General features: G+C 74.8%; 23 protein-coding genes and 3 pseudogenes. 17 read left to right on the top strand and 9 right to left on the bottom strand.

Annotated features, from left to right (window positions below; all coding sequences use genetic code 11):
• Nucleotides 1–5: 5 nt before the first annotated feature.
• Together QMQ26_RS35835 and QMQ26_RS35840 are read right to left on the bottom strand one after the other, a co-directional pair.
• Nucleotides 6–269 (bottom strand): annotated as a pseudogene (locus QMQ26_RS35835) (sporulation protein); the annotation flags it as partial.
• Between the two features lie 143 nt (nt 270–412).
• A complete protein-coding gene (locus tag QMQ26_RS35840) occupies nt 413–1048 on the bottom strand; it encodes a hypothetical protein (RefSeq protein WP_159073210.1) in 636 nt (211 codons plus the stop codon).
• Nucleotides 1049–1223: 175 nt separating this feature from the next.
• Here QMQ26_RS35840 and QMQ26_RS35845 point away from each other — a divergent pair, with 175 nt between their 5' ends.
• The 4 genes and pseudogenes from QMQ26_RS35845 (at nt 1224) to QMQ26_RS35860 (ending at nt 5980) form a co-directional block, all read left to right on the top strand.
• Entirely contained in the window at nt 1224–2804 is a 1581-nt protein-coding gene (locus tag QMQ26_RS35845) for an FMN-binding glutamate synthase family protein (protein WP_282206687.1), read from the top strand.
• A 61-nt stretch (nt 2805–2865) separates the two neighbouring features.
• Nucleotides 2866–4592, top strand: a pseudogene (locus QMQ26_RS35850) (thiamine pyrophosphate-dependent enzyme).
• A gap of 150 nt (nt 4593–4742) precedes the next feature.
• On the top strand, nt 4743–5477 hold the full coding sequence (locus QMQ26_RS35855; RefSeq protein WP_282204228.1) for a class I SAM-dependent methyltransferase: 735 nt from the start codon (nt 4743–4745) through the stop codon (nt 5475–5477).
• Between the two features lie 185 nt (nt 5478–5662).
• Nucleotides 5663–5980 carry a hypothetical protein gene (locus QMQ26_RS35860; RefSeq protein WP_282204229.1) on the top strand — a complete coding sequence of 106 codons (318 nt, stop codon included), beginning with the start codon at nt 5663–5665 and terminating at the stop codon, nt 5978–5980.
• Between the two features lie 77 nt (nt 5981–6057).
• Here the strand turns inward: QMQ26_RS35860 and QMQ26_RS35865 are convergent, their stop codons facing one another.
• Entirely contained in the window at nt 6058–7134 is a 1077-nt protein-coding gene (locus QMQ26_RS35865; protein WP_282204230.1) for an ROK family protein, read from the bottom strand.
• Nucleotides 7135–7187: 53 nt separating this feature from the next.
• Here QMQ26_RS35865 and QMQ26_RS35870 point away from each other — a divergent pair, with 53 nt between their 5' ends.
• The 3 genes from QMQ26_RS35870 (at nt 7188) to QMQ26_RS35880 (ending at nt 9234) form a co-directional block, all read left to right on the top strand.
• Nucleotides 7188–8249 (top strand): Gfo/Idh/MocA family oxidoreductase, encoded by a 1062-nt coding sequence (locus QMQ26_RS35870; RefSeq protein WP_282204231.1) that lies wholly within the window; start codon nt 7188–7190, stop codon nt 8247–8249.
• Nucleotides 8246–8701, top strand: coding sequence for a heme-degrading domain-containing protein (locus tag QMQ26_RS35875; RefSeq protein ID WP_282204232.1), 456 nt, complete (start codon nt 8246–8248; stop codon nt 8699–8701). The genes QMQ26_RS35870 and QMQ26_RS35875 overlap by 4 nt, the downstream gene beginning before the upstream one ends.
• A gap of 254 nt (nt 8702–8955) precedes the next feature.
• On the top strand, nt 8956–9234 hold the full coding sequence (locus QMQ26_RS35880) for a DUF427 domain-containing protein (RefSeq protein WP_100838709.1): 279 nt from the start codon (nt 8956–8958) through the stop codon (nt 9232–9234).
• 68 nt (nt 9235–9302) lie between these two features.
• On the opposite strand, the gene QMQ26_RS35885 is transcribed toward QMQ26_RS35880, so the two are convergent.
• On the bottom strand, nt 9303–10229 hold the full coding sequence (locus tag QMQ26_RS35885; RefSeq protein ID WP_282204233.1) for an NmrA family NAD(P)-binding protein: 927 nt from the start codon (nt 10227–10229) through the stop codon (nt 9303–9305).
• 105 nt (nt 10230–10334) lie between these two features.
• Between QMQ26_RS35885 and QMQ26_RS35890 the strand changes: the two genes are divergently transcribed.
• From QMQ26_RS35890 to QMQ26_RS35905, 4 genes are all read left to right on the top strand, one after another.
• Complete coding sequence (locus QMQ26_RS35890; protein WP_282204234.1) at nt 10335–10898, top strand: TetR/AcrR family transcriptional regulator; 564 nt, start codon at nt 10335–10337, stop codon at nt 10896–10898.
• 172 nt (nt 10899–11070) lie between these two features.
• Nucleotides 11071–11322, top strand: coding sequence for a UBP-type zinc finger domain-containing protein (locus QMQ26_RS35895; RefSeq protein ID WP_282206688.1), 252 nt, complete (start codon nt 11071–11073; stop codon nt 11320–11322).
• 139 nt (nt 11323–11461) lie between these two features.
• Nucleotides 11462–13621, top strand: a complete 2160-nt coding sequence (gene glgX / locus QMQ26_RS35900; protein WP_282204235.1) for a glycogen debranching protein GlgX — start codon at nt 11462–11464, stop codon at nt 13619–13621.
• A 197-nt stretch (nt 13622–13818) separates the two neighbouring features.
• A complete protein-coding gene (locus tag QMQ26_RS35905; protein ID WP_282204236.1) occupies nt 13819–14766 on the top strand; it encodes a YihY/virulence factor BrkB family protein in 948 nt (315 codons plus the stop codon).
• A 45-nt stretch (nt 14767–14811) separates the two neighbouring features.
• Here QMQ26_RS35905 and QMQ26_RS35910 read toward each other — a convergent pair whose 3' ends face one another.
• Nucleotides 14812–15648 (bottom strand): MBL fold metallo-hydrolase, encoded by an 837-nt coding sequence (locus tag QMQ26_RS35910; RefSeq protein WP_282204237.1) that lies wholly within the window; start codon nt 15646–15648, stop codon nt 14812–14814.
• Nucleotides 15649–15736: 88 nt separating this feature from the next.
• Here QMQ26_RS35910 and QMQ26_RS37660 point away from each other — a divergent pair, with 88 nt between their 5' ends.
• A complete protein-coding gene (locus tag QMQ26_RS37660) occupies nt 15737–15868 on the top strand; it encodes a hypothetical protein (protein WP_318552151.1) in 132 nt (43 codons plus the stop codon).
• A complete protein-coding gene (locus QMQ26_RS35915) occupies nt 15865–16335 on the top strand; it encodes a TetR/AcrR family transcriptional regulator (RefSeq protein ID WP_318552152.1) in 471 nt (156 codons plus the stop codon). The genes QMQ26_RS37660 and QMQ26_RS35915 overlap by 4 nt, the downstream gene beginning before the upstream one ends.
• A gap of 70 nt (nt 16336–16405) precedes the next feature.
• Here QMQ26_RS35915 and QMQ26_RS35920 read toward each other — a convergent pair whose 3' ends face one another.
• From QMQ26_RS35920 to QMQ26_RS35930, 3 genes are all read right to left on the bottom strand, one after another.
• Entirely contained in the window at nt 16406–16786 is a 381-nt protein-coding gene (locus QMQ26_RS35920; protein ID WP_282204238.1) for a CBS domain-containing protein, read from the bottom strand.
• A 118-nt stretch (nt 16787–16904) separates the two neighbouring features.
• On the bottom strand, nt 16905–18422 hold the full coding sequence (locus QMQ26_RS35925; RefSeq protein ID WP_282204239.1) for a DEAD/DEAH box helicase: 1518 nt from the start codon (nt 18420–18422) through the stop codon (nt 16905–16907).
• Between the two features lie 385 nt (nt 18423–18807).
• Nucleotides 18808–19011: a cold-shock protein gene (locus tag QMQ26_RS35930; RefSeq protein ID WP_033253417.1), complete on the bottom strand. Its 204-nt coding sequence runs from the start codon at nt 19009–19011 to the stop codon at nt 18808–18810.
• A 286-nt stretch (nt 19012–19297) separates the two neighbouring features.
• Between QMQ26_RS35930 and QMQ26_RS35935 the strand changes: the two genes are divergently transcribed.
• The 4 genes and pseudogenes from QMQ26_RS35935 to QMQ26_RS35950 all read left to right on the top strand — a co-directional run bounded on the left by QMQ26_RS35935 (nt 19298) and on the right by QMQ26_RS35950 (nt 22425).
• Nucleotides 19298–20107 (top strand): alpha/beta fold hydrolase, encoded by an 810-nt coding sequence (locus tag QMQ26_RS35935; protein ID WP_282204240.1) that lies wholly within the window; start codon nt 19298–19300, stop codon nt 20105–20107.
• Nucleotides 20104–21359 (top strand): annotated as a pseudogene (locus QMQ26_RS35940) (PP2C family protein-serine/threonine phosphatase). Before QMQ26_RS35935 ends, QMQ26_RS35940 begins: the two are co-directional and overlap by 4 nt.
• A gap of 161 nt (nt 21360–21520) precedes the next feature.
• The gene (locus QMQ26_RS35945; protein WP_100838699.1) at nt 21521–21799 is read left to right on the top strand and encodes a GlsB/YeaQ/YmgE family stress response membrane protein; all 279 of its coding nucleotides are present in this window, start codon (nt 21521–21523) and stop codon (nt 21797–21799) included.
• A gap of 215 nt (nt 21800–22014) precedes the next feature.
• A complete protein-coding gene (locus tag QMQ26_RS35950) occupies nt 22015–22425 on the top strand; it encodes a hypothetical protein (protein WP_282204241.1) in 411 nt (136 codons plus the stop codon).
• A gap of 376 nt (nt 22426–22801) precedes the next feature.
• Here the strand turns inward: QMQ26_RS35950 and QMQ26_RS35955 are convergent, their stop codons facing one another.
• A complete protein-coding gene (locus tag QMQ26_RS35955) occupies nt 22802–23539 on the bottom strand; it encodes a VanZ family protein (RefSeq protein WP_282204242.1) in 738 nt (245 codons plus the stop codon).
• Nucleotides 23540–23570: the final 31 nt, after the last annotated feature.

A 23570-nucleotide genomic window follows, 5' to 3' on the forward strand; every position in this document is an offset into this window, starting at 1 on the left:
CGCCGCTCCCCGGCCGCCAACCGCAGCGGCCCGGACACCCGCACCCGGCCGAACTCCTCGGTGGTGTGGCCCTCGCGGTCCTCGTACTCGACCTCCACCCGGGCCGCCAGGCAGAGCGCGATCCCGTTGATCTCGGCCTCCCGCTCCCCGCCGACCAGGTTCACCTGCCCGTGCACCGTGCCGCCGGGCCGGACCACCGGGGTGGACAGCACCGTGTCGACGGTGGGTCCGCCGACACCCAGGGCACCGAGAAGCCGCTTGAACACCATCCGGGGGCACTCCTCACAGAATCGGGATCACGAGCCCGACGATCGTACTTTGCCCGTCCTTTGCCACCGCCCGGCCCTCCCTCCCCTTCCGTGCGGCACCTCCTTCCGTGCGGCACCTCCTCCAGCGCGGCACCGGCGGCCGCTCACAGCGCGTCCAGGCACTCCACCGGGTCCGGGCCGCCCCACTCCTCCGGATCGTCGTCCCCGTCCACTCCGCCCGTCCCGTCGAACTCCGCGTCCGCCGCCCGCACCGCCGAGCCGTACTCCTCCGCGTCCCGCACCGGGTGCAGGGCCCGCACCCCGCCCCCGCCCACCGCCACCACCCCGAGCGTGCAGCGGTTCCCCGGCCCCGGCCAGAGGTAGTCCCGCACCACCGCGAACCCGCCCCGCTCCCCGACCTGCCCGGCCGCCCCGCCCACCAGCGCCAGGAACCACAGCGGATCGCGGAACTCCTCCCGGTGCACCGTCAGGTTCACCACCGTCAACGTCTCCGAGGCCGCGTCGTACCCCACCCGCGCGAGCCCCGGCTCCTCCGCCGTCCGCAGGAACGCCCCCCAGTGCGCCCGATGGTCCCCGCCCTCCGCCAACCACCGCTCCACCGCGGCGTGATCGGGCTCCGGATGCAGCCCCCACGGCAACCCGCCCCCCTCCCCGCCCCGGTCGTCCCACCCCGCCAGCTCCCCCCACCCCGCCCACGGCCCGGCCGCCCCGGCCAGGTACCGCCGCAGCGCGACCGGCCCCAGGTGCAACCGCGCCATCGCGGAGTACGGCTCGGACATCGCGGAACCCTTCCCAGACCACCGGCAGAACGTCGACGCGCAGATCCTGGCAGCCGGTGGTGACACCCCGCCCCCACCCCGTCCCGTCCCGCGCCCCCCTCCGGCGTCCCCCGTTCGGCCGCGGGATGCCTCGCCGGATGACTGGGCCGGGCGATCCGGTTAGACGCCCACCGTGCTGAGATTCCTGTGGGTGGCCTTGCTGGGGTGCGGAGCGGCGGCGGCCGTGGTGGTGGCGTCGGTGGTGTCGCCGTGGTGGTGGTTCCTGGCGGTGCCGCTGCTGCTACTGGCGGCGGTGGCGGTCGCGGACGTGGTGCAGACCCGGCACTCGGTGCTGCGCAACTACCCGGTGCTGGGGCACCTGCGGTTCGCGCTGGAGGACGTCCGGCCCGAGGTGCAGCAGTACTTCGTCGAGCGCAACGTGGACGGCCGCCCCTTCGACCGGGACACCCGGAGCATCGTCTACGAGCGGGCCAAGGGCACCGACGCCGAGGAGCCGTTCGGCACCGAGCTGGACCTGTACGAGCCCGGCCGGGAGTTCCTCGTCCCGTCGCTGGCCCCGGTCGCGGTGCCGAAGGAGGCGCCCCGGGTGCGGATCGGCGGCCCGGACTGCACCCGGCCCTACGACATGGCGCTGCTGAACGTCTCCGCGATGAGCTTCGGCTCGCTCTCCGCCAACGCCGTGCTGGCGCTGAACACCGGCGCGGCACAGGGCGGCTTCGCGCACGACACCGGCGAGGGCGGCCTGTCCGAGTACCACCTGCGGCCGGGCGGCGACCTGGTCTGGGAGCTCGGCACCGGCTACTTCGGCTGCCGCACCGAGGACGGCGGCTTCGACCCGGCCCAGTTCGCCGAGAAGGCCGCCCACCCGCAGGTCAAGTGCCTGTCGCTGAAGCTCGGCCAGGGCGCCAAGCCCGGCATCGGCGGGGTGCTGCCCGGCGCGAAGGTCAACGCCGAGATCGCCAAGGTGCGCGGCGTGCCGGAGGGCAAGACGGTCATCTCGCCGCCGTACCACCGGGTCTTCTCCACCCCGCGCGAACTGGTGCTGTTCCTGGCCCGGATGCGGGAGCTGGCGGACGGCAAACCGGTCGGCTTCAAGCTGTGCGTCGGCTCGCGGCAGCAGTTCCTGGCGGTGTGCAAGGCGATGCTGGCGGAGGGCGTCACCCCGGACTTCATCGTGGTCGACGGCGCCGAGGGCGGCACCGGCGCGGCCCCGCTGGAGTTCGCCGACCACGTCGGGATGCCGCTCACCGAGGGCCTGCTCACGGTGCGCGACGCGCTGCTGGGCACCGGCCTGCGGGACCGCATCCGGATCGGCGCCAGCGGCAAGGTCGCCACCGGCAGCGACCTGGTCAAGCGGCTGATCCAGGGCGCCGACTACACCAACGCGGCCCGGGCCATGATGTTCGCGATCGGCTGCATCCAGGCCCAGCGCTGCCACACCAACACCTGCCCGGTCGGCGTCACCACCCAGGACCCGCGCCGGGCCCGGGCCCTGCACGTGGGCGACAAGTCCCAGCGGGTCGCCCGCTACCAGGAGGCGACCGTCAAGAGCGCCCTCCAGATCATGGCCTCGATGGGCGTGGACGACCCGGCCGACCTGCACCCGCGGATGCTGCGCCGCCGCCTGGACCAGCAGACCGTCCGCTCCTATGCCGACCTGCACCCGCCGATGGCCCCGGGCCGCCTGCTGGACGACCCGCCGCAGTCCTGGGCCCGCGACTGGCGCGAGGCCGACCCCGACCGCTTCACCGTCTGAACCGCTTCGCCGTCCGAACCGCCCACCGTCTGAACCGCCCACCTGCGACAAGGAGCTCCCCGTGGCACGTACCGTGGCCCGCGTGATCGTCGACGCCCTCCGGGACCTGGAGGTGCGGCACGTCTTCGGCGTGGTCGGCGACGCCCTCAACCCGCTGACCGACGCCATCCGCACCACCGAGGGCATCGAGTGGGTGGGCTGCCGGCACGAGGAGGCGGCGGCCTTCGCGGCCGGCGCCCAGTCGCAGCTCTCCGGGGGCTGGGCGTGTGCATGGGCACCGTCGGCCCCGGCTCGGTGCACCTGCTGAACGGCCTGTACGACGCGGCCAAGAGCCGCACCCCGGTGCTGGCGATCGCCGGGCAGGTGCCGTCCGCGGAGATCGGCGGCGACTACTTCCAGGAGGTCGACAACGACCTGCTGTTCCGGGACGTCGCGGTGTTCCGGGCCACCGTCTTCTCGCCCGACCAGCTGCCCCGGCTGCTGGAGGCGGCGGTCCGCGCCGCGCTCGCCGAACGCGGCGTCGCCGTGCTGACCGTGCCCGGCGACCTGGGCGAGCAGGAGCTGACCGACGACCGCCCGGCCCGCTTCCCGCACACCCGCCCGGTCACCCGCCCCGACGACGAGGGCGTCCGGCGGGCCGCTGAACTGATCAACGCGGGGGAGCGGGTGACCCTGCTGGTCGGTCGCGGCGCCCGGGAGGCCGGACCGGAGGTCCGCGAGCTGGCCGAGCGGCTGGCCGCGCCGATGGTGCTCACCCTCAAGGCCAAGGAGGGCTTCGAGGACGCCAACCCGTACCAGGTCGGCCAGACCGGCCTGATCGGCAACCCGGCCGCCGCCCACGCCCTGGACTCCTGCGACACGCTGGTCCTGCTCGGCACCGACTTCCCCTACCGCGACTGGTACCCGCAGGGCCGCAAGGCCGTCCAGATCGACCTGGACGAACGCCACCTCGGCCGGCGCACCCCGGTGGACGTCGGCCTGGCGGGCGACACCGCGGCCACCCTGCGCGCGCTGCTCCCGCTGCTGGACGCCGTCGAGGACCGCACCCACCTGGACGAGGCGCTCGGGGCGTTCGCCGACTGGCAGCAGGGCCAGCGCAAGCTCGCCGACACCCGGCACGACCACCGCCTGCTGGGCCGGCTGCGCAGCGCCTTCGACAACCGCGACGGCGACGTCCGACCGGAGGCGCTGGCGGCGGCGGTGGACGCGGCGGCCGCCGACGACGCGGTCTTCACCTCCGACACCGGCATGGCCACCGTCTGGCTGTCGCGCTTCGTCACGATGCGCGGCGGACGGCGGCTGCTGGGCTCCTACAACCTGGGCTCGATGGCCAACGCCATGCCGCAGGCGCTGGGTGCCCAACTGCACTACCCGGACCGCCAGGTGGTGGCGTTCTGCGGGGACGGCGGACTGAGCATGCTGCTCGGCGATCTGATGACGATCAAGACCCACCGGCTGCCGGTGAAACTGGTGGTGTTCGACAACCGCCGGCTCGGCATGGTCAAGCTCGAACAGGAGCAGTCCGGACTGCCCGAGTTCGGCACCGAGCTGGACAACCCGGACTTCGCGGCGGTGGCGACCGCGCTCGGCCTGACCGGCATCCGGGTCACCGGCCCGGACGAGCTGGCGGACGGCGTCCGGCGGGCCTTCGAGACGCCCGGGCCGGTGCTGCTGGACGTGCTCACCAACCCCCAGGAGATCGCCGTCCCGGCGAAGCCGACCGTCGAGCAGGGCTGGGGCTTCGCGATCGCCAAGGTCAAGGAGACGCTGCGCAGCCATGGCGAGTGACACCCGCCAGGCCCGCCAGGCCGGTCGACCGGCCCGCCAGGCCGGTCGACCGGCCCGCCAGGCCGGTCGACCGGCCCGCCAGGCCGGTCGACCGGCCCGCCCGGCCGGTCGACCGGTCCGGGGCGGGGCCGGTGCGGCAGGGTGGTCGGCATGAGCGCCCCCGAGGAGAGCGACTACGCCGTCAGCGCCGAGTTCTACGACCTGCTCCAGGCGGAGGGCGACCGGCGGCGGGCCCGGCGGTGGTTCGCCGCCGCGGCCGGCCGGGCCCGGCACGGGATCGTCGAATTCGGCGCCGGGACCGGGCTCGTCACCGAGGTGCTGCTGGAGTCCTCGGGCGTCCCGGTGCACGCCGTCGAGCCCGCCCCGGCGATGCGGACGGTGCTGATGTCCCGCACGGCGGCGCTGGGCGCGGACCGGCGGGCCCGGCTGACCGTCCACCCGGGCCGGGCCGAGGACGCCGGGCTGGTCGAGGCCGCCGACCTGGCGGTGGCCGCCAACGTGGTCGGCTGCGTCGAACCGGCCGCCCGGCGCGCCCTGTGGCGGACGGCGGCCCGGGCCCTGGTACCCGGGGGAGTCCTGCTGTTCGACCCGCCGCCCACCGAACTCCCCGACGGCGCCGAGACCCTGACCGGCCTCGGCCCGGTCCGGCTGGGCACCGACAGCTACCGGGCGGACATCACCCGGCTGCCCGACCGGGGGCTGCTGCGGATGGTCTTCGACTACCGGGTCGAACGGGCGGGCCGGGCGGTGCGCCACGCCCGGGAGGAGTTCCCGATGTGGCCGGCCGAGCCCGCGGCCCTGGCGGCGGAAGCCGCGCAGGCGGGCCTGGAGTTCGTCGCCTCCCCGCACCCGGAGCTGCTGGCGGCCCGCCGCCCGTCCGGCTGAGCCCGCCGCCCCCGGCCTCCTCGCCCTCACCCCCGCGACCGGGCCGGACTTGAAAGTCCGTCAATTTCTCTCATGCGTCGGGTATTTGCGCGAAACGGATAGCTTGCTACGGTCCACTCGCCGGAAGTTGCACATCGGTCGCGGGCGGGCGTTCCGTCGGCGACCCCCAGCACGAGGAGACCCCTTTGTCGCGCGCCCGTTCCGCCGCCGCCCTCGCGGCCGTCGCCCTGGCCACCGTCGGCCTCACCGGGTTCATGGGCCTGACCGCCACCGAGGCCGCGGCCACCACGCCGCCCACGCCGTACATGTGCCCGCCGTTCCTCACGGACGGCGCGCACGGCCTCTACGGGTGGACCTACGGCCAGGGCTGGCTGGTGTGCAACTACGGCGGCGGCCCGGCCGCCCCGCTGACCTGCCGGTACAACGCGTTCAGCGGCGACGCCTGGTTCAGCGCGCCGAACCCCGACTACTGCCCGACCCGCGCGGTGCCCACCGTCGCCTGAGCCCACCGCCGCCCGAGCCCGTCGCCTGAGCCCGCCTTCGGCCGAGCCCATCGCCGCCTGTGCCCGCCCGCGCGGGTTCAGCCGAAGAGCCGCGCCAGCGCGAGGCCCGCGGCGCCCTGGGGGACCGCCAGGTCGGTGGCGCGGGCGAGGGCGACGTGCTGCCAGCGCGGATCGGGCAGCCGGGCGGCGAGCGCGGCGCGGATCGCGCCCTCGTACGGCTCCGGGTCCGCGAGGAGGGCGTCGCCGCCGAGGGTGACCTCCTCGACGTCGAGCAGGCGGACCAGGTTGGCGACGCCGATCGCGAGGGCGGCCGCGGCCTCCCCGGTGCGGCCGGCCCGCAGGGCGGTGAGGCAGACGGCCTCCAGGCACCCGCGGGCGCCGCAGGCGCACGGCGGCCCGGCCGGGTCGATGCACTGGTGGCCGAACTCGCCGGCGTTGGTGCGCGCGCCGCGCTGGACCCGGCCGCCGAGGACCAGGCCGGCCCCGACGCCGTCGCCGAGGTGGACGAAGGCGCGGTCGTCCGGTCCCGGACGGCTCAGGACGCCGGCGGTGGTGTTCTTCTCGACGACCACCGGCAGCCCGGTGCGGGTCCGCACCGCCTCGCGCAGGTGCAGGCCGTGCCAGCTCGGCATGCCGGTGACCTGGTGCAGGACGCCGTCGCGGGTGTCCAGCGGGCCGGGGCAGGCCAGGCCGAGGCCGAGCACGTCGCCGGTCCCGGAGGCCGCGGTGAGCGCGCGGACCATGGCGGCGAGCCGGTCGAGGACAGGGCCGGGGCCGCCGTCCGGGTCGATCGGCTCCTCCGCCCGGGCGGTGACGGCGCCGGTGAGGTCGACCCGGAGCAGGCGCAGTTCGCGGCGGCCGATCTCGGCGCCGAGGGCCGAGCGGGAGCCCGGGACGAGGCGCAGCAGGGTGCGCGGCTTGCCGCTCTGCCCGGCGACGCGCTCGTGGCCCGCCTCGGTGAGCAGGCCGTCGGCGAGCAGCCGGGCGGTGATCTTGCTGATGGCCTGGGCGGTGAGCCCGGTGCGGGTGGCCAGTTCGACCCGGCTGGTGCCGCGGTCGGCGGCGGCGCGGACGGCGCGCAGGACGGCGGTGTCGTTGCGGTCGCGGAGCAGGGCGAGGTTGAGGGCGCCGTGGTGGGCCGGGTCGGTGGTCACCCGTCGATTATGCGAGCTTGCCGGTTAGTCCACGCTGTTGTTTAACTTGGGGCATGGACCTCCCGACCCTGAACGTGGGACTCATCGGCTACGGCATCGCCGGTGCGGTCTTCCACGCGCCCCTGATCAGCACCACGCCGGGCCTGCGCCTCGCGGCCGTGGTGACCTCCGACCCGGAACGCCGCGCGCGGGTCTCCCGCGAGCACCCGCAGGCCGAGCTGTTCGCGGACGCCGACGCCCTCCGGGCCGCCGCGCCCGGCCTCGGACTGGACCTGGTCGTGGTCGCCTCCCCCAACCGCACCCACGTCCCGCTGGCCACCGCCGCCCTGGAGGCCGGACTCCCGGTCGTGGTCGACAAACCGCTCGCCGCCACCGCCGCCGACGGCGAGCGGCTGGCCGACCTGGCCCGGGACCGGGGCCTGCTGCTCAGCGTGTTCCAGAACCGGCGCTGGGACGGCGACTTCCGCACCGTCCGGCAGCTGGTCGCCTCGGGACGGCTCGGCCGGGTCAACCGGTTCGAGTCGCGCTTCGAGCGCTGGCGCCCCGAACTCAGCGGCGCCTGGCGGGAACTGGGCGACCCGGCCGAGGCCGGCGGCGTGCTCTACGACCTGGGCGCGCACCTGGTCGACCAGGCCCTGGTCCTGTTCGGCCCGGCCGAACGCGTCTACGCCGAACTGGACGCCCGCCGCGACGGCGCGCAGACCGACGACGACAGCTTCGTCGCCCTCACCCACGCCGACGGCACCCGCTCCCACCTGTGGATGAGCGCCACCGCGGGCGACCTCGGCCCCCGCTTCCGGGTGCTGGGCTCCCGGGGCGCGTACGTCACCCACGGCCTGGACGGCCAGGAGGACGCGCTGCGCCGGGGCCGCACCCCCGCGGACCCGGACTGGGGCGCCTACCCGCGCGAACGCTGGGGCGCGCTGCGGGCCGGGGAGGAGACCGAACCGGTGGCGACCCTGCCCGGCAGCTACCAGGACTACTACGCCGACCTGACCCGGGCGCTGCACGGTCGGGGCCCCGTCCCGGTCGAGGCCGGCGACGCCGTCGAGGCGCTGCGCGTGCTGGAGGCCGCCCAGCGCTCCGCCCGCACCGGAGCGGCGGTGGCGCTGTGACCCTCGACATCGCCGAACTGGAGCGTCAGCACCGGGAGTTGCAGCTCCCCTCGGCCGACCTGGACGACCTCTGGCGGCTGGGCTCACTGATCGTCGCCGAAGCCCGGGCCCGCGACCTCGCGGTGACGGTCGACATCCGCCACGGCGAACAGCAGGTCTTCCACGCCGCGCTGCCCGGCACCAGCGCCGACAACGACCACTGGGCCCGCCGCAAGGCGGCCGTGGTGCGCCGCTTCGGCGAAGCCTCCTACCTGGTGGGCGAACGCCACCGGGCCGCGGGCCGCACCTTCGACCTCGACCCGGCGCACTACGCCGCGCACGGCGGCTCCTTCCCCCTGCTGGTGCGCGGTACGGGCATGGTGGGCACGGTCACTGTCTCCGGCCTGCCGCAGGTCGAGGACCACCGCCTGGTCACCGACTGCCTGGCCCGGTACCTGGAACAGCAGCGGTAGGGGAGCGCCCTGCGGCCCCGCGCCGTACGGCCCCGCAGCGCCGCGTCCGTCCGGCCCCGCAGCCCCCCCGGCCGGACGGCCCCCGCGTCCGCACGGCTGCGGGGCCGTCCGGGGCCGGGGCCCGTCCGGTCCGGTGGATGCGGGAGGCCCGCGCTCGAACGTCCCTGACCGTCACCGGAGTTCACCGCCGCCCGTCGGCGGGGCACCGGCGTGTCGGCCGGACACGGCCGGCCCGGCTGCGCAAGATGGCCGGTATGGAAGCGATCTGGAACGGCACCGTCCTCGCCCGCAGCGACGACACGGTCCTCGTCGAGGGCAACCACTACTTCCCGCTCGAAAGCGTCGAGCGGGCGTACCTGGAGGAGTCCGACACGCACACCACCTGCCCCTGGAAGGGCGAGGCTTCGTACTACAGCGTCGTGGTCGACGGCCGGAAGAACCAGGACGCGGCCTGGTACTACCCCGACCCGTTCCCCGCGGCCGAGCAGATCCGCGGCCGCCTCGCCTTCTGGAAGGGCGTGCAGGTGGTCTGACCGGCCCGGCCCGGACGGGGCTCCCCGCCCGGGCCGCGCGGCGACCCGTCGTCGCCGGGCTTCCTGGCTCAGGCGGTGGCGGCCGGCAGGTGTGCGCGCGCCCACTCCTCGAAGCCGGTCAGGTCGAGGCCCAGCGCCCGGGCGAACTCCGGCCGGGCCGGCTGGCCGACGACCTCCATGAACTCGTGCGTGGCACCCATGTCGCCCATCCCGGCGGCGCGGGCCTGCTCCTCGGTCATGTCCGGGGCCGTCAGCGGGACGCCCCAGGCGCGGGAGAGGACCTCGGCGACCTCGGTCATGGTCAGGTAGTCGCTGGCGAGTTCCAGTTCCACCCGGTGGAACGCGGCGGGGTCGGCGACGGCCGCCGCCGCGGCCCGGCCCACGTCCGCGGCGGCGACGAGCGACAGGTGCGTGCCCGGTTTGACGACGGTGACCAGGCCCCCCTCCAGACCGCGCGGGAAGTAGAACCGCAGGGCCGGCTCGAAGTTCTCCATGAAGAACGACGGCTTGAGCAACGTCCAGTAAGGGAAGTCGAGTTCGCGCAGCCGCTCCTGGATCGCGGCCTTCGTGCCGAGCGGGACCTCCAGCAGTGCCCACCGCCCCTCGGCCCAGCCCGGGGCCTCGACGTGCTGCCCCACGCCGCTGGTGGAGGACTGGACGAACTGCCGCACCCCGGCGGCCCGCGCAACCGTCATGAGGTTGTCCGCCTGGCGGACCTCGCCGGCGAAGTCGAACCCCGGCCCGGTGTACGCAGGCATCTGCACGGAGAAGACGGCCCGCACGCCGTCCACGGCCGCCTCCAGGGTCGCGGGTTCGGTGAGGTCGCCCACGCACAGGACGGCGCCGAGTGCCTCGACGGCCCGGGCGCGCGGCGTGCTCGGGTCGCGCACCAGGGCGCGCACCGGTATCCCCCGGTCGAGCAGGGCGCGGGCGGTGGCGCCGCCTTGGCGGCCGGTGGCACCGGTGACGAGAACCGGCGGTTCGGCAGTGGTCATGGGTCCATCTCCTCGACGGTCGCGCACGGCAAAAACGGCGGGGCCCGCCGTTTTGCGTTCGCTACGATACGGCGGGGCCCGCCACTAATCAACGTTGGGGAGACCATGACCGGCCAGCGCTCGGACGCCCGCCGCAACCGCACGCACATCCTGGCCGTGGCCGAGGCCGAGGTGGCGGCCCGGGGCGCCCAGGCGTCCCTGGAGCAGATCGCCCGCGTCGCGGGCGTCGGCTCGGCCACCGTGCGACGCCACTTCCCCACCCGCAAGGCCCTGCTCGAAGCCGTCTTCCAGCAGCGCGTCCACGACCTGTGCGAGCGCGCCCACGCGCTCCGCGCCGAACCCGACAGCCGCGCCGCCCTGCTGGAGTGGCTGCGCGAACTGCTCGCCTACTCGCTCGCCGCCCGCGGCCTGGCGGACGTCCTCTCCTACGAGCCGCTCCGGGACGAGGCCGCCGACAGCTCCTGCGCGCCCGCCCTCGCCGCGGCCGGCGACCTGCTGCTGCGCAGGGCCGTCGAGGACCGGACCGTCCGGGCGGACACCACCATCGACGACCTGCTTGTCCTGGTCATCGGGATCGCCCTGGCCACCGAGGACTACACCGACCCGGCGACCCGGGCGGACCGCGCCTTCCGGCTCGCGGTCGCGGGCCTCGGCACCGACGGCAGCTGAGCACCGACGGCAGCTGGGCACGCCCGCACACCCCGGCCGGGGCGATCCCCGCACCGCCGAGGTGCCCGGTCCGGGAGGAGCGGGGGCGCGTACCGTGGGTGAGGTGAACGAGCGCAACGAATGGCGGGTGGCGGTGGACCGGGGCCGGGTGGTCCAACCGGTCTGCGACCACCTGGACGGGCTCCAGCAGGTCCCCGCGAACACCGTCCCCGGCTGCGAGGAGTGCCTGCGCTCCGGCGGCACCTGGGTGCACCTGCGGGCCTGCCTGAGCTGCGGGCACGTCGGCTGCTGCGACAGCTCGCCCGGGCAGCACGCCCACCGCCACGCGCACGCCGCCGACGGCCACCACCTGGCCCGGTCCCTCCAGCCCGGCGAGGACTGGGCCTGGTGCTACACCGACGAGGTCTTCCTCCGACCCGCCTGACCGCGCGGACACCGCGCGGACACCGCGCGGCCCCGGCCCGGACCGGCAGTGCGGCCCGGCCGCCCCCCGCACCGGCCCGGCGCGCGGGTGAACCGCGTTTTTCCGCCCTCCGGCCCGCCCCGTGTGCTGGAGTGACGGGATGGACATCACACCTGGACGCCCGTACCCCCTGGGGGCGTCGTTCGACGGCGAGGGCACCAACTTCGCCCTGTTCTCCGCCTGCGCCGAACGCGTCGAACTCTGCCTGATCGACGACGACGGGAGCGAACGCCGCCTGCCGCTGAAGGAAGTCGACGGCGACGTGTGGCACGGCTACGTGCCCGGCGCGGGCCCGGGCACCCGCTACGGCTACCGGGTGCACGGCCCGTGGGACCCGGCGGCCGGGCACCGCTGCAACCCGGCGAAACTGCTCCTGGACCCGTACGCCAGGGCGATCGACGGGCAGATCGACGCCGACCCCGCCCTCTGCGGCCACCACCCCGACGACCCGGGCCGCCCCGACGACCGCGACAGCCTCGGCCACGTCCCGCTCGGCGTGGTCACCGACTCCGCGTTCGACTGGGAGGGCGACCGCCCGCCCGGCCACGCCTACCACGAGACGGTCGTCTACGAGGCGCACGTCAAGGGCATGACCCAGCGGCACCCCGACGTCCCCGAGGAACTCCGCGGCACCTACGCCGGACTCGCGCACCCCGCCGTGATCGAGCACCTCACCGCCCTCGGCGTCACCGCGATCGAACTGATGCCCGTCCACCAGTTCACCCAGGACGGCTTCCTCACCGACCGCGGCCTGTCCAACTACTGGGGCTACAACACGATCGGCTTCTTCGCCCCGCACAACGCCTACGCCGCGGCGGGCAGCCGGGGCGGACAGGTCCGCGAGTTCAAGTCCATGGTCAAGGCCCTGCACGCGGCCGGCATCGAGGTGATCCTCGACGTGGTCTACAACCACACCGCCGAGGGCAACGAGAACGGCCCCACCCTCTCCTTCCGGGGCATCGACAACGCCTCCTACTACCGGCTGGTGGACGACGACCCCGCCCACTACTTCGACACCACCGGCACCGGCAACTCGCTGCTGATGCGGCACCCCAACGTGCTCCAGCTCATCATGGACTCGCTGCGCTACTGGGTCACCGAGATGCACGTCGACGGCTTCCGCTTCGACCTGGCGGCCACCCTCGCCCGGCAGTTCCACGAGGTCGACCGGCTCTCCTCGTTCTTCGACCTGGTCCAGCAGGACCCGGTGGTCAGCCGGGTCAAACTGATCGCCGAACCCTGGGACATCGGCGACGGCGGCTACCAGGTCGGCAACTTCCCCACCCTGTGGAGCGAGTGGAACGGCCGCTACCGCGACACCGTCCGCGGCTTCTGGCGCGGCGACGACGGCACGGCCGGCGAGTTCGCCGAACGGCTGCTCGGCTCCTCCGACCTCTACCAGCACGACCGCCGCCGCCCGCGCGCCGGCATCAACTTCGCCGTCGCGCACGACGGTTTCACGCTGCGCGACCTGGTCTCCTACCACGACAAGCACAACGAGGCCAACGGCGAGGACAACCGGGACGGCGAGAGCGACAACCGCTCGTTCAACTGCGGCGCCGAGGGCCCCAGCGACGACCCGGCGGTCAACCGGCTGCGCGCCCGCCAGCAGCGCAACCTCCTCACCACCCTGATGCTCTCCCAGGGCGTCCCGATGATCGCCCACGGCGACGAGATCGGCCGCACCCAGCAGGGCAACAACAACGCCTACTGCCAGGACAGCGAACTCTCCTGGATGGACTGGGACCTCGACCCGCAGCGGCGCGAACTGCTCGACTTCACCCGCCGCGTCGTCGCCCTGCGGCACGAGCAGCCCGTCCTGCGCCGCCGCCGCTTCCTGCGCGGCCCGGACGGCCAGGACGGCCCCCCGGAGCAGGCCGAGGCCGTCTGGCTGCGCACCGACGGCGAGCTCATGAACGACGGCGACTGGGAACGCGGCGACACCCACGCCCTCGCCCTCTACCTGTCCGGCGACGGCATCCGCACCGGTGACGGCGTCCGCACCGACGGGGGCGTCCGCACCGGCGGCGACACCGAGGGCGCGGACTCCCTGCTGCTCCTGGTCAACGGCTGGTCGGGCGAGGTCGCCTTCCAACTGCCGCCCGCCGCCTTCGGCGAGAGCTGGACCACCCTGGTGGACACCGCCGACCCGGCGCTCACCGACGCCGACGAGACCGACTTCAAGGCGGGCACGACCGTCCCCCTCGAAGGCCACAGCCTGCGCGTCCTGCGCCGCGCCCACCGGAGCCCGGCCGCCTGACGGCAGCCCACCCCCGGCGGTGCCCCCCCGCCCGAGCGCGGGGCACCGCCGGCCGGTTCCGCACCGCTCGGCTTCGCACCGCTCGGTTTCGTGCCGCTCGGTTTCGCGTCGGCCGGTTTCGCGCCGGGCAGGGCGGGAATCCGGTGCGGGCGGCCGGTCGGGCGCGTTCAGGTCCTTTCGGTGGGCGGGGGTTCGTGGTGGCGGGGTCGTCGGGCGGCAGGAGACGCTGGTGGCGGGCGCTGCGGCGCACGCCGCTGACGATGTGGAACGACGACATCACCGACTTCGCGGCGGCGCTGACGTACTACGCGGTCCTGGCGGTGCTCCCGGCGCTGCTGGCCACGGTGGTGGGCTTCGCGCTGATCAGCCCGGCGGCGGCCCGGGACGCGGCGGTGCGGTTGGCGGGGCTGGTGCCCGGCCAGGCCGGGCCCGAGCTGGGCGGGGTGCTGACCCAGGCGCTGGGCGGGGGATCGGCCGGCTGGACGCTGATGGCGGCGGGCGCGGGCAGCGCGCTCTGGTCGTGCTGCAGCTACCTGGCGGTGTTCCGGCGGGCGCTGCACCGGATGCACGGCACCAGTGACCGGCGCTCCCCGTGGCGCCGGGCCCCGCGAATCGTGCTGACCGCGGCGGTGCTGCTGGTGCTGCTGGCGGTGAGTGCGCTGGCGCTGATCCTGAGCGGTCCGGTCGCCAGGGGCGCGGGCCGGGTGCTGCACCTGGGCGGGACGGCCCCGCTGGTGTGGTCGGTGGTGCGCTGGCCCGCACTGCTGGTGGTGGCGGCGGCGCTGGTGCTGATCGTCTTCCGGACCGGCCCGGAACCGGCGTGGCGCCGGTGGGGCAGCCTGCCGGGCGGCGCGCTGGCGGCGGCGCTCTGGCTGGCCTTCTCGGCGGGCTTCGCGCTGTACACCGCCACCCTGGGCACCTACAGCCGCCTGTACGGCTCGCTGGCGGGGACGGTGGTGTTCCTGGTCTGGCTCTGGCTCTCCAACCTCGCCCTGCTGGCCGGCGCCCAGTTCACGGCGGAACTGCACCGCGCCGCCGCCTGTTCGACCCGCACCCCCGGGGCGTCCGGTGTGTCCGGTGCGCCCGCCGGGTCCGGGCGCACCGCGGAGCCGCCCGCCGCCGACCCCTCCCCGGCCGGAGGCTGAGCACCACGCCCCCGCCGACCGGCCGCCCGCCGACTGCCCCTCCGGCTACCCGCCCACCGTCGACCCGCCCGCCAGCCGGGCGTACTCCCACGGATCGTGGGCGCTGAAGGGCACCACCTCTCCGCCGTGCCGGCGGACCAGCTCGCGCAGCCGGGCGTGGTTGCCCAGCCGCAGCGGCCGGTCGACCTCGGTGAGCTGCTGCAGCACGTCCATGCCGGGGTGGCCCTCGGGCCGGTCCGGGTCGATCTCCCGGTGGAAGTAGTAGGCGTCGCCGCAGTGCAGCAGCCAGCGGTCGGCGCCGGGGTCGCGGACCGCGACCCCGGCGTGTCCGGCGCTGTGCCCGCCGAGCGGGACGATCGCCAGGTCCGCGGCGAGCCGCGGCAGCGGGCGGACGGTGTCGAAGCCGAACCAGGGCTCCCCGTCGGCCTGCCGGTGCACCGTCCAGGCGGGCCGGTGCGCCCAGTGGGCGGGGCGGTAGCGAATCCGGTCCTCGGGGTGCGGCCCGGGGGAGCCGAGCGCGGCGCGCCGCTCCGCCTCCAGCAGGTGGACCTCGGCGGCGGGGAAGTCCGGCAGCCCGCCGGCGTGGTCGAGGTCGAGGTGGGTGAGCAGGACGTGCCGGACGTCGCGCGGATCGTGGCCGAGCGCCCGGACCTGGTGCAGCGCCGTCTCCGCGAGGTCGAGCACGGGCCGGGCGCGCCCGCGGAAGTCGGGGCCCAGGGTCCGGTCGGGGTCGGCGACGTCGGCGGTGCCGAGTCCGGTGTCGACCAGGACCAGGCCGTCCCGGTCGGTCTCCAGGAGCAGGCAGTGGCAGACCGCCGGGAGCTGTTCGCCCTCGTGCTCGACGCCGCGCAGTGAACCGCAGTTGAGGTGGTGGATTCGCATGTCCCCTCCAGGGGCGGCGGCCGCCCGCCCCGGAAATGGCGAACGACCGATCGCTAATAACGAACGGTCGTCAGGTTATGCTCGTGCCATGAGTCCTCGCAAGTCCGCCGCCGAAGCCGTCGCCACCCGCGCCCGCATCCTCGACCGCACCCTCGCCCTGGCCGTCGCCACCGGCCTGGAGGGCGTCACCATCGGGTGCTCGCCGACGACCTGGGCATGAGCAAGGCCGGCGTGATCGGCCCGTTCGGCACCAAGGAGGAACTCCACCTGGCCGCCGTGGACGAGGCGGTGGCCCGCTTCCAGGAGGCGGTCCTCGCCCCGCTGGCCGGCGCGGACCCCGGCACCGGGCGGTTGGTCCGGGCCCACGACGCCTGGTTCGCCTCCATGGCGGCCGACGGGCACGCGGGCTGCCTGCTCACCGCCGTCGCCGCCGAGTTCGACGCCCGCCCCGGCCCGGTCCGCGACCGGGTCCGCGCGGCGCTCGCGCGCTGGGACGCCTTCGTCCTCGGCGAACTCGACGCGGCGCTCGCCGCCGGCGAACTGCCCCTCGGCACCGACCCGGCACAACTGCTCTTCGAACTGCGCGGCGTCGCCCTGGCCGCCGACCAGGGCGTCCAGCTCTGGCACGACCCGCAGGCCCCCGCCCGCGCCCGCCGCGCCGTCCGCCGCCTCCTCACCGCCCCCTGACCGCGCGTCACCGCCCCCTGGCCGCGCGTCACCGCACCCCTGCGAGCGCCGGTGCGCCCCACCCCGACCGTCAGAGGCTGAGCAGCCCGACGGCGTGACCGTCGTGGTCCACCACCGGCCAGGCGTCCAGGCCCCGGGAGCGCATCGCGGCGGCCGCGGTGTCGGCGGCCATGTCGGCGGTGGCGAACGGCGCGCGGTCGTGGACGACGTCGCGCACCGGGGTGCGCTCGGTGTACCAGGAGCGGGCCTGGAACGGCGCGAGGTGCAGGCGGGTCAGCAGCCCGGCGCAGCGGCCCTCCTCGTCGCGGACCAGGAGGTGGTCGGCGCCGGAGCTGTGCAGGATGTCCATCGCGGTGTCGACCATGACGTCGTCGCTGATCTGCAGTTCCGGGTGGTTCATGAGATCGCCGACCGTGGTGGCGGTCGTGGGGCGTTCGAGGGCGATGGTCATGGCGTGGCTCCTTCTGGTCTCCGCCGCCGGGGCGGCGGTGGTCGGGGCACTGGCGGTGGGACGGCCGGCGGGGTCCGCCGTGGGCCCGGCTCGCGGCGCGGACCGGGCCCGGCGGGTGCTACGCGGCGAGGTCGACCTGCCGGGCCGGCCGGCGGTCGGCGGAACCCCGGGTGCCGCCGCCCACGGCCGTGCGGGTCTCGCCGGCCCGCCGGTTGCGCCGGGCCCGGCGGCTGCGGCCGGCGGCGGGGCCGCGGCGGGGCCGTTCGACCACGGGAGCGGCGATCACGGTGGGGATGCCGGTGGGGACGCGGGCGCCGGTGATCCGGCTGAGCTCCTCGTCGCCGGCGCTGACCTCGGTGGTGACGGGGGTGATGGCCGCGGTGGTCATCATCCGGGCCATCTCGCGGCGCTGGTTGGGCAGGACCAGGGTGACGACGGTGCCGGACTCGCCGGCCCGGGCGGTGCGCCCGCCGCGGTGCAGGTAGTCCTTGTGGTCGGCGGGCGGGTCCAGGTTGACCACCAGGTCGAGGCCGTCGACGTGGATGCCGCGGGCGGCGACGTCGGTCGCGATCAACGCCGTGACCTGCCCGGACCGGAACTGCTCCAGGGTCCGGGTGCGCTGCGGCTGGGACTTGCCGCCGTGCAGCGCCGCGGCCTTGACGCCGCTCGCCAACAGGCTGCGCACCAGGCGGTCGGCGCCGTGCCGGGTGTCGATGAACATGATCACGCCGCCGTCGCGGGCGGCGATGTGCGCGATCGTGGCGTCCTTGTCGGCGTTCCGGACGTGCAGCACGTGGTGCTCCATGGTGCTGACCGCCCCCGCCGAGGGGTCCACCGCGTGGGTGACCGGGTCCTTGAGGAACTGCCGCACCAGGCGGTCGACGTTGCGGTCCAGGGTGGCGGAGAACAGCAGGGTCTGGCCGCCCTCGGCGACCTGGTCGAGCAGCCAGGTGACCTGGGGCAGGAAGCCCATGTCGGCCATCTGGTCGGCCTCGTCCAGCACGGTGGCCTCGACCGCGTCCAGCCGGCAGTCGCCGCGCCGGATCAGGTCGGCGAGCCGGCCGGGCGTGGCCACCACGATCTCCGCGCCGCGGTTCAGCGCCTGTGCCTGGCGGCCGATCGACATCCCGCCGACCACGGTGGCCAGCCGCAGCCGCACCGCGTGGGCGTACGGGGTGAGCGCCTCGGTGACCTGCTGGGCCAGCTCGCGGGTCGGGACCAGGACCAGGGCCAGCGGGCTGCGCGGCTCGGCCTGCCGCCCGGCGGTGCGGGCCAGCACGGCCAGGCCGAAGGCCAGCGTCTTGCCGGAGCCGGTCCGGCCCCGGCCCAGCACGTCACGGCCGGCCAGCGCGTTCGGCAGCGTCGCGCCCTGGATCGGGAACGGCGCCGTGACGCCCTGGCGGGTCAGCACCGACAGCAGGGCCTTCGGTAGGTCCAGCTGGTCGAAGGACTCGACGGGCGGCAGCGCCGGGGTGGTGCTCACCGGCATCGCGAACTCGCCCTGCGGCGAAGCACTTTGACGGCCACCGCGGCCGGCGGGGCGCCGACCGGAGCCGGCCTGCCGGCCGCCGTGCGAGGAGCCGGAGCGGGAGCCGGCGTTCTGCTGGGCGTACGGGGAGCGACTGGAGCGATTCATGCGGAAAACCTTCCTCGGGTCGGCGCGTCACGAGGAAGGCTCCGTGGCGCGGGGCGCCGGCGGAGACCGCAAGGGAACGGGCCGGAAGTGTGACGGGTGGAACGTGGACGGCAGAACCGTGCGGCACGTCACCCGCGGTCGGCGCTCACCGCAAGGGGGCGGGAGCGCGCAACCGCGAACCGTGAGACGTCACAGCGGGACGTCACGGCGGGGCGCCGATCCGGGCGCGACGCCGTGCGTCTCGCGCGGGGATGGCCGCCGGTGGCGGAGCCTGGGGGAGGCCCGAACGGGCCGGGAACGCGCCGATGGCGCAATGCCGAGGGGCCCGCACCGGGCATGTACGCGGTGCGGGCCCCTCGCTGCTGGGCGGGTGCCGGAGCAGGAACTACAGCGGACGGATGTTCTCGGCCTGCGGGCCCTTCTGGCCCTGCGTGACGTCGAACTCGACCTTCTGGCCCTCGAGCAGCTCGCGGAAGCCGTTGGCGTTGATGTTCGAGTAGTGGGCGAACACGTCAGGACCGCCGCCCTCCTGCTCGATGAAGCCGAAGCCCTTTTCCGCGTTGAACCACTTCACGGTGCCATTAGTCATAAATAAATCTCCTTCTTGGGCTGTCCGGAACCCGCACCTCGCGGGCCCCGAGTCGCCGAGATGAGCACCCACCCGGCGAAGAGCCGGGAAACAAAAATGCGCCTGCGGAACATCAGCAGGCGCACACAGATTTCATGGGAACCATTACTGCAACTAAGACGACTGTAACAGGCCCGGGTCCGCCGCGGGGGGATATTTCCCCGCGGGTTTTTTCCGGAGCCCTCCCGAGGGGCGCCGGCACCGCCTCGGCCCCGGCCCCCCGGGGCGGTCTGCGAGGATGGCCCGCATGGACGTGCGGAGCAGGAACCACGTGACGGTGACCGGCCCCACCGGCGCGCCCGTGGTGGTGCTGGCGCACGGCTTCGGGTGCGACCAGAACATGTGGCGCCTGGTGGTGCCGGCGCTGGAGCGGGACTTCACCGTGGTCCTCTTCGACCACGTGGGCTCGGGGAACTCGCAGCGGTCGGCCTGGGACCCGGACCGCTACGGGACGCTGGCCGGGTACGCCGACGACGTGCTGGAGGTGTGCCGGGAGGTGGCACCGGGGCCGGTCACCTTCGTGGGGCACTCGGTCAGCGCGATGATGGGCGTCCTGGCCGCCGCCCGCGCGCCGGAGTCGTTCGGCGGCCTGGTGCTGCTCGCCCCGTCCCCCCGCTTCGTCGACGACCCGGCCACGGGCTACCGGGGCGGGTTCAGCGCCGCCGACATCGACGAGCTGCTGGAGTCGCTGGACGCCAACTACCTCGGCTGGTCCGGCGCGGTGGCCCCGGTGATCATGGGCAACCCGGAACGGCCCGAGCTGGCCGAGGAGTTGACCAACAGCTTCTGCCGCACCGACCCGGAGATCGCGCGGTCCTTCGCCCGGGTCACGTTCCTCTCCGACCACCGCGCCGACCTCGCCGCGGTACGGGTGCCCACCCTGGTCGCCCAGTGCTCGCACGACGCGATCGCCCCGCCCGAGGTGGGCGCGTTCGTCCACGCGCAGGTGCCGGGCAGCCGGCTGGTCACGCTGAACGCGACCGGGCACTGCCCCCAACTGGCCGCCCCGCAGGAGACCGCCGCGGCGATCGCCGCCTTCGCCGGGGCCGCCCGGTGAGACGCGCGCCCGGCGAGCGGGCGGGCGACGGGAAACCGGCCCGGGACGACACCCCGGCCGACGAGGCCGCCCGGTTCTCCGCCCTGCTGGAGGACAGCGTCGAGGACCTCTACGAACACGCCCCGTGCGGCTACCTCTCCACCCTGCTGGACGGCCGGATCGCCAAGGTCAACACCACCCTGCTGGACTGGCTCGGCTACCGCCGCGACGACCTGGTGGGCCGGATGGCCTTCACCGACCTGCTGACCGTCGGCGGCCGCCTCTACCACGAGACCCACTTCGCCCCGCTGCTGCGGATGCAGGGCGAGGTCAGCGGCATCGCCCTGGAACTCAGGGCCGCCGACGGCTCCCGGCTGCCCGTCATGGTCACCTCGACGGTCAAGACCGGCGGCGACGGACAGCCCCTGCTGATCCGCACCACCGTCTTCGACGCCCGCGACCGCCGCGCCTACGAGACCGAACTGCTGCGCGCCGCCAGGAGGCGGACCGGGAACGCGACCGCCTCAAGCTGCTCAACACCACCCTGCAGAAGACCCTGCTGCCGCCCGCGCTGGCGAACGTCCCCGGCCTGGACGTCGCCGCGCACTACCACATCGCCTCCGTCGACGAGGTCGGCGGCGACTTCTACGACCTGTTCCCGCTGGCCGCCGGAGCCTGGGGCCTGTTCCTGGGCGACGTGTGCGGCAAGGGCGCCGCCGCGGCCGCCGTCACCTCGCTGGCCCGCTACACGCTGCGCGCCGCCGCCGTCTACGACCCGGACCCGGCCGCCGTCCTGCGCAACCTCAACACCGTCCTCCACCACGAGTACCACGGCCCCGACCCCCGCTTCTGCACCGTCCTCTTCGGACGGCTCACCCCCGACCCCCGGGGCGGCTTCCGGATCACCCTGGCCAGCGGCGGACACCCCCCGGCCCTGCTGCTGCGCGCCGACGGCACCGCCGACCACCTCCCCACCCCCGGCGGCCAGCTCGTCGGCGCCTTCGCCGAGGCCCACATCGCCACCACCGCCATCCACCTCGCCCCCGGCGACACCCTCCTGCTCTACACCGACGGCCTCACCGAAGCCCGCACCACCACCCCCGGCGGCGAGGACCGCTACGGCGACGACGCACTCCTCGACTTCGCCCGCGCCCTCGCCCCCACCACCGCCTCCGCCACCGTCGACGCGATCCGCGACCTGCTCGACACCTTCGGCACCGGCGTCGACGACGACACCGCCGTCCTCGCCATCCACGTGCCCCGCACCCCGTAGCCGGCCACCTGCCGCCGCCACCGCGCCCCGGCCGTCCCGCCCGAACCGGCAGCCGTGCCACCCCACCTGATCGGACGTCGGAAAATCCGAGGGGTTTGGAAACCCGAGAAAAGCGAAGACGACTCCCGTCACCGACCGTTCTCGTGGAGGTAGGGAAACACATGAGCATCATCGCCTGGATACTGATCGGTCTGATCGCCGGTGCCATCGCGAAGGCCCTGATGCCGGGCAAGGACCCGGGCGGCATCATCATCACGATGCTGATCGGCATCGCGGGCGGCCTGCTCGGCGGCTGGCTCGGCAAGGTCATCTTCGGCGTCGACTCCATCGACGGCTTCTTCGACCTCTCCACCTGGGTCGCCGCCATCGTCGGCTCGGTCATCCTGCTGATCGTCTACCGCATGGTCACCGGCAACAAGCACCACCACAGCCACGCCTGATCCCCCCCGACAAGCCCCCGCAGTGCCCCCCACCACAAGGGGGGCCGCTGCGGGGGGCTTGTCGTGTGAACACCGCCGGCGCCTTCCGCGTCCCCCTGCACCCCGGGCCGAACCGGTACGTGACCCCGGAGCCGGACTGAGTACGCGTGCTCAGGTACCTCCCGCCGGGGCCCACCAGGATGGCTGACGTCACAACAGCTGGGGAGGGGACAACCATGAAGTGTGCGAAGGCTTTCGGCGCAGCGGCACTGGCGCTGTGCACGGTGACCGGCCTCGGCGCCGGCCCGGCCGGCGCGAGCGACGGCGTCGCGCTGCCGTACCCCGGGCCGGACGGCGTGGTGTGGGTGAACGGCCAGGTCGGGGACGGCGGTCTGGTGTCGGGCGGGACGTCGAAGAGCCTGCCGACCGTTCTGACCGTGGCCTGCGAAGGCGGCGGCAGCGTCCAGGCGACGATGGAGTCCCAGCAGACCCGGGTCGCCGCCTTCACCGTGGACTGCCCGGTGGGCACCACCGGAGTCGGCTCCGCCACCATGGCACCGGGCCTGGTCGAGGGGTCCTTCTCCGTAGGCATCGACGCCTCCGCCGACACGACCGGCTGGGCCCTGGTGGTGACCCAGCCGGAGTAACACCCGGCGACACCACCCCCGCCCGGGCCGACGCCAACCACCCTACGGAACAGGCACTTTGCCCGTACGACGAACGCCGCCCGACACGGCGTGGCCTCCACCCGGCACGGCACCGTCGTCACCCGACCGCCGCGTCGCACCACCACACGTACAGCGCGAACTGGATCGCCATCAAGAGGAGTTGAACGAAAGCCGGGCTCTTCCGGTCGGTGCGTCAAGGCGGCCGGTTCCGTGGCGGCAGGGAAAGCGCGGACCGGATCGGCGGCCGCAGCCGGGCCGGTAAGCGGCCCGCAAGTGCCGTGTTGGACCGGCTGCGACAACAGCTGTTGGTCCGTCCCGTTTTGGGAGGTGGGACAGGCCGGTTTGTCAGACGGCGTCAGTTGGCCCGCGTCAGGTCGGGGGCGGTGCCCGGCGGGACCTGTTGCCCGTGGGGGTCGGCTGGGTGTTCCGCTTGCTGCCGGGCGGCGGCGTGCGGTGTTCGGCCCCGTCGCACCACCCGGACGAGTCGGCGTCCCAGGAGGAGGTAGCCGAGGACGGCGCCGCCGGTGTTGAGGATGATGTCGTCGACGTCGAAGGCCCGGCCGGTGAGGAGTGCGCCCTGGACCACCTCGACCAGCAGCATCAGCGCCGCGGTGGCCAGCAGAATCCGGAACAGGCCGCGGGCCTTGGGCCAGAGCACCGGCAGCAGCAGTCCGAACGGCGCGCCGAGCAGGACGTTCCCGCCCACCTGCCGCAGGGCGTCCGGCACGGTGGCGTGCCACAGGTAGTGGCGCAGCGAGTTGCCGGGCCGCAGGTTGTCGTGGACGTGGCCGACCGCGCCGGGCTCGGGTACCAGGGTGATCCGGGCCAGCGCGGCCGCGAAGGCCACCGACGCCAGGAGGGCGGCGACCAGGACGAGCCATCGGGCGGCGACCGCGATCCACCGCCGCCTCCCGGCCGACTCGCAGCCGACCGCAGCCGCGGCCTCAGCGTCCCCGACGGCCCGGCCCGCCGTGCGGGGCTCCGCCCTATCCGGCGGCACCGCGTCACGCTCCCGGCCGGTCACCTGCTCGCCCGTCCCCGCGTACCCGCTCTGCGGTCGCCTCCCACTCGCATCGACGATCCTTGCTGCCACGCCTTCCCCTCTTGTCTGTCCGCGCAGTTGT

The sequence above is a fragment of the Kitasatospora fiedleri genome (genome assembly GCF_948472415.1).
In the GTDB taxonomy this organism is placed as follows: Bacteria; Actinomycetota; Actinomycetes; order Streptomycetales; family Streptomycetaceae; genus Kitasatospora; species Kitasatospora fiedleri.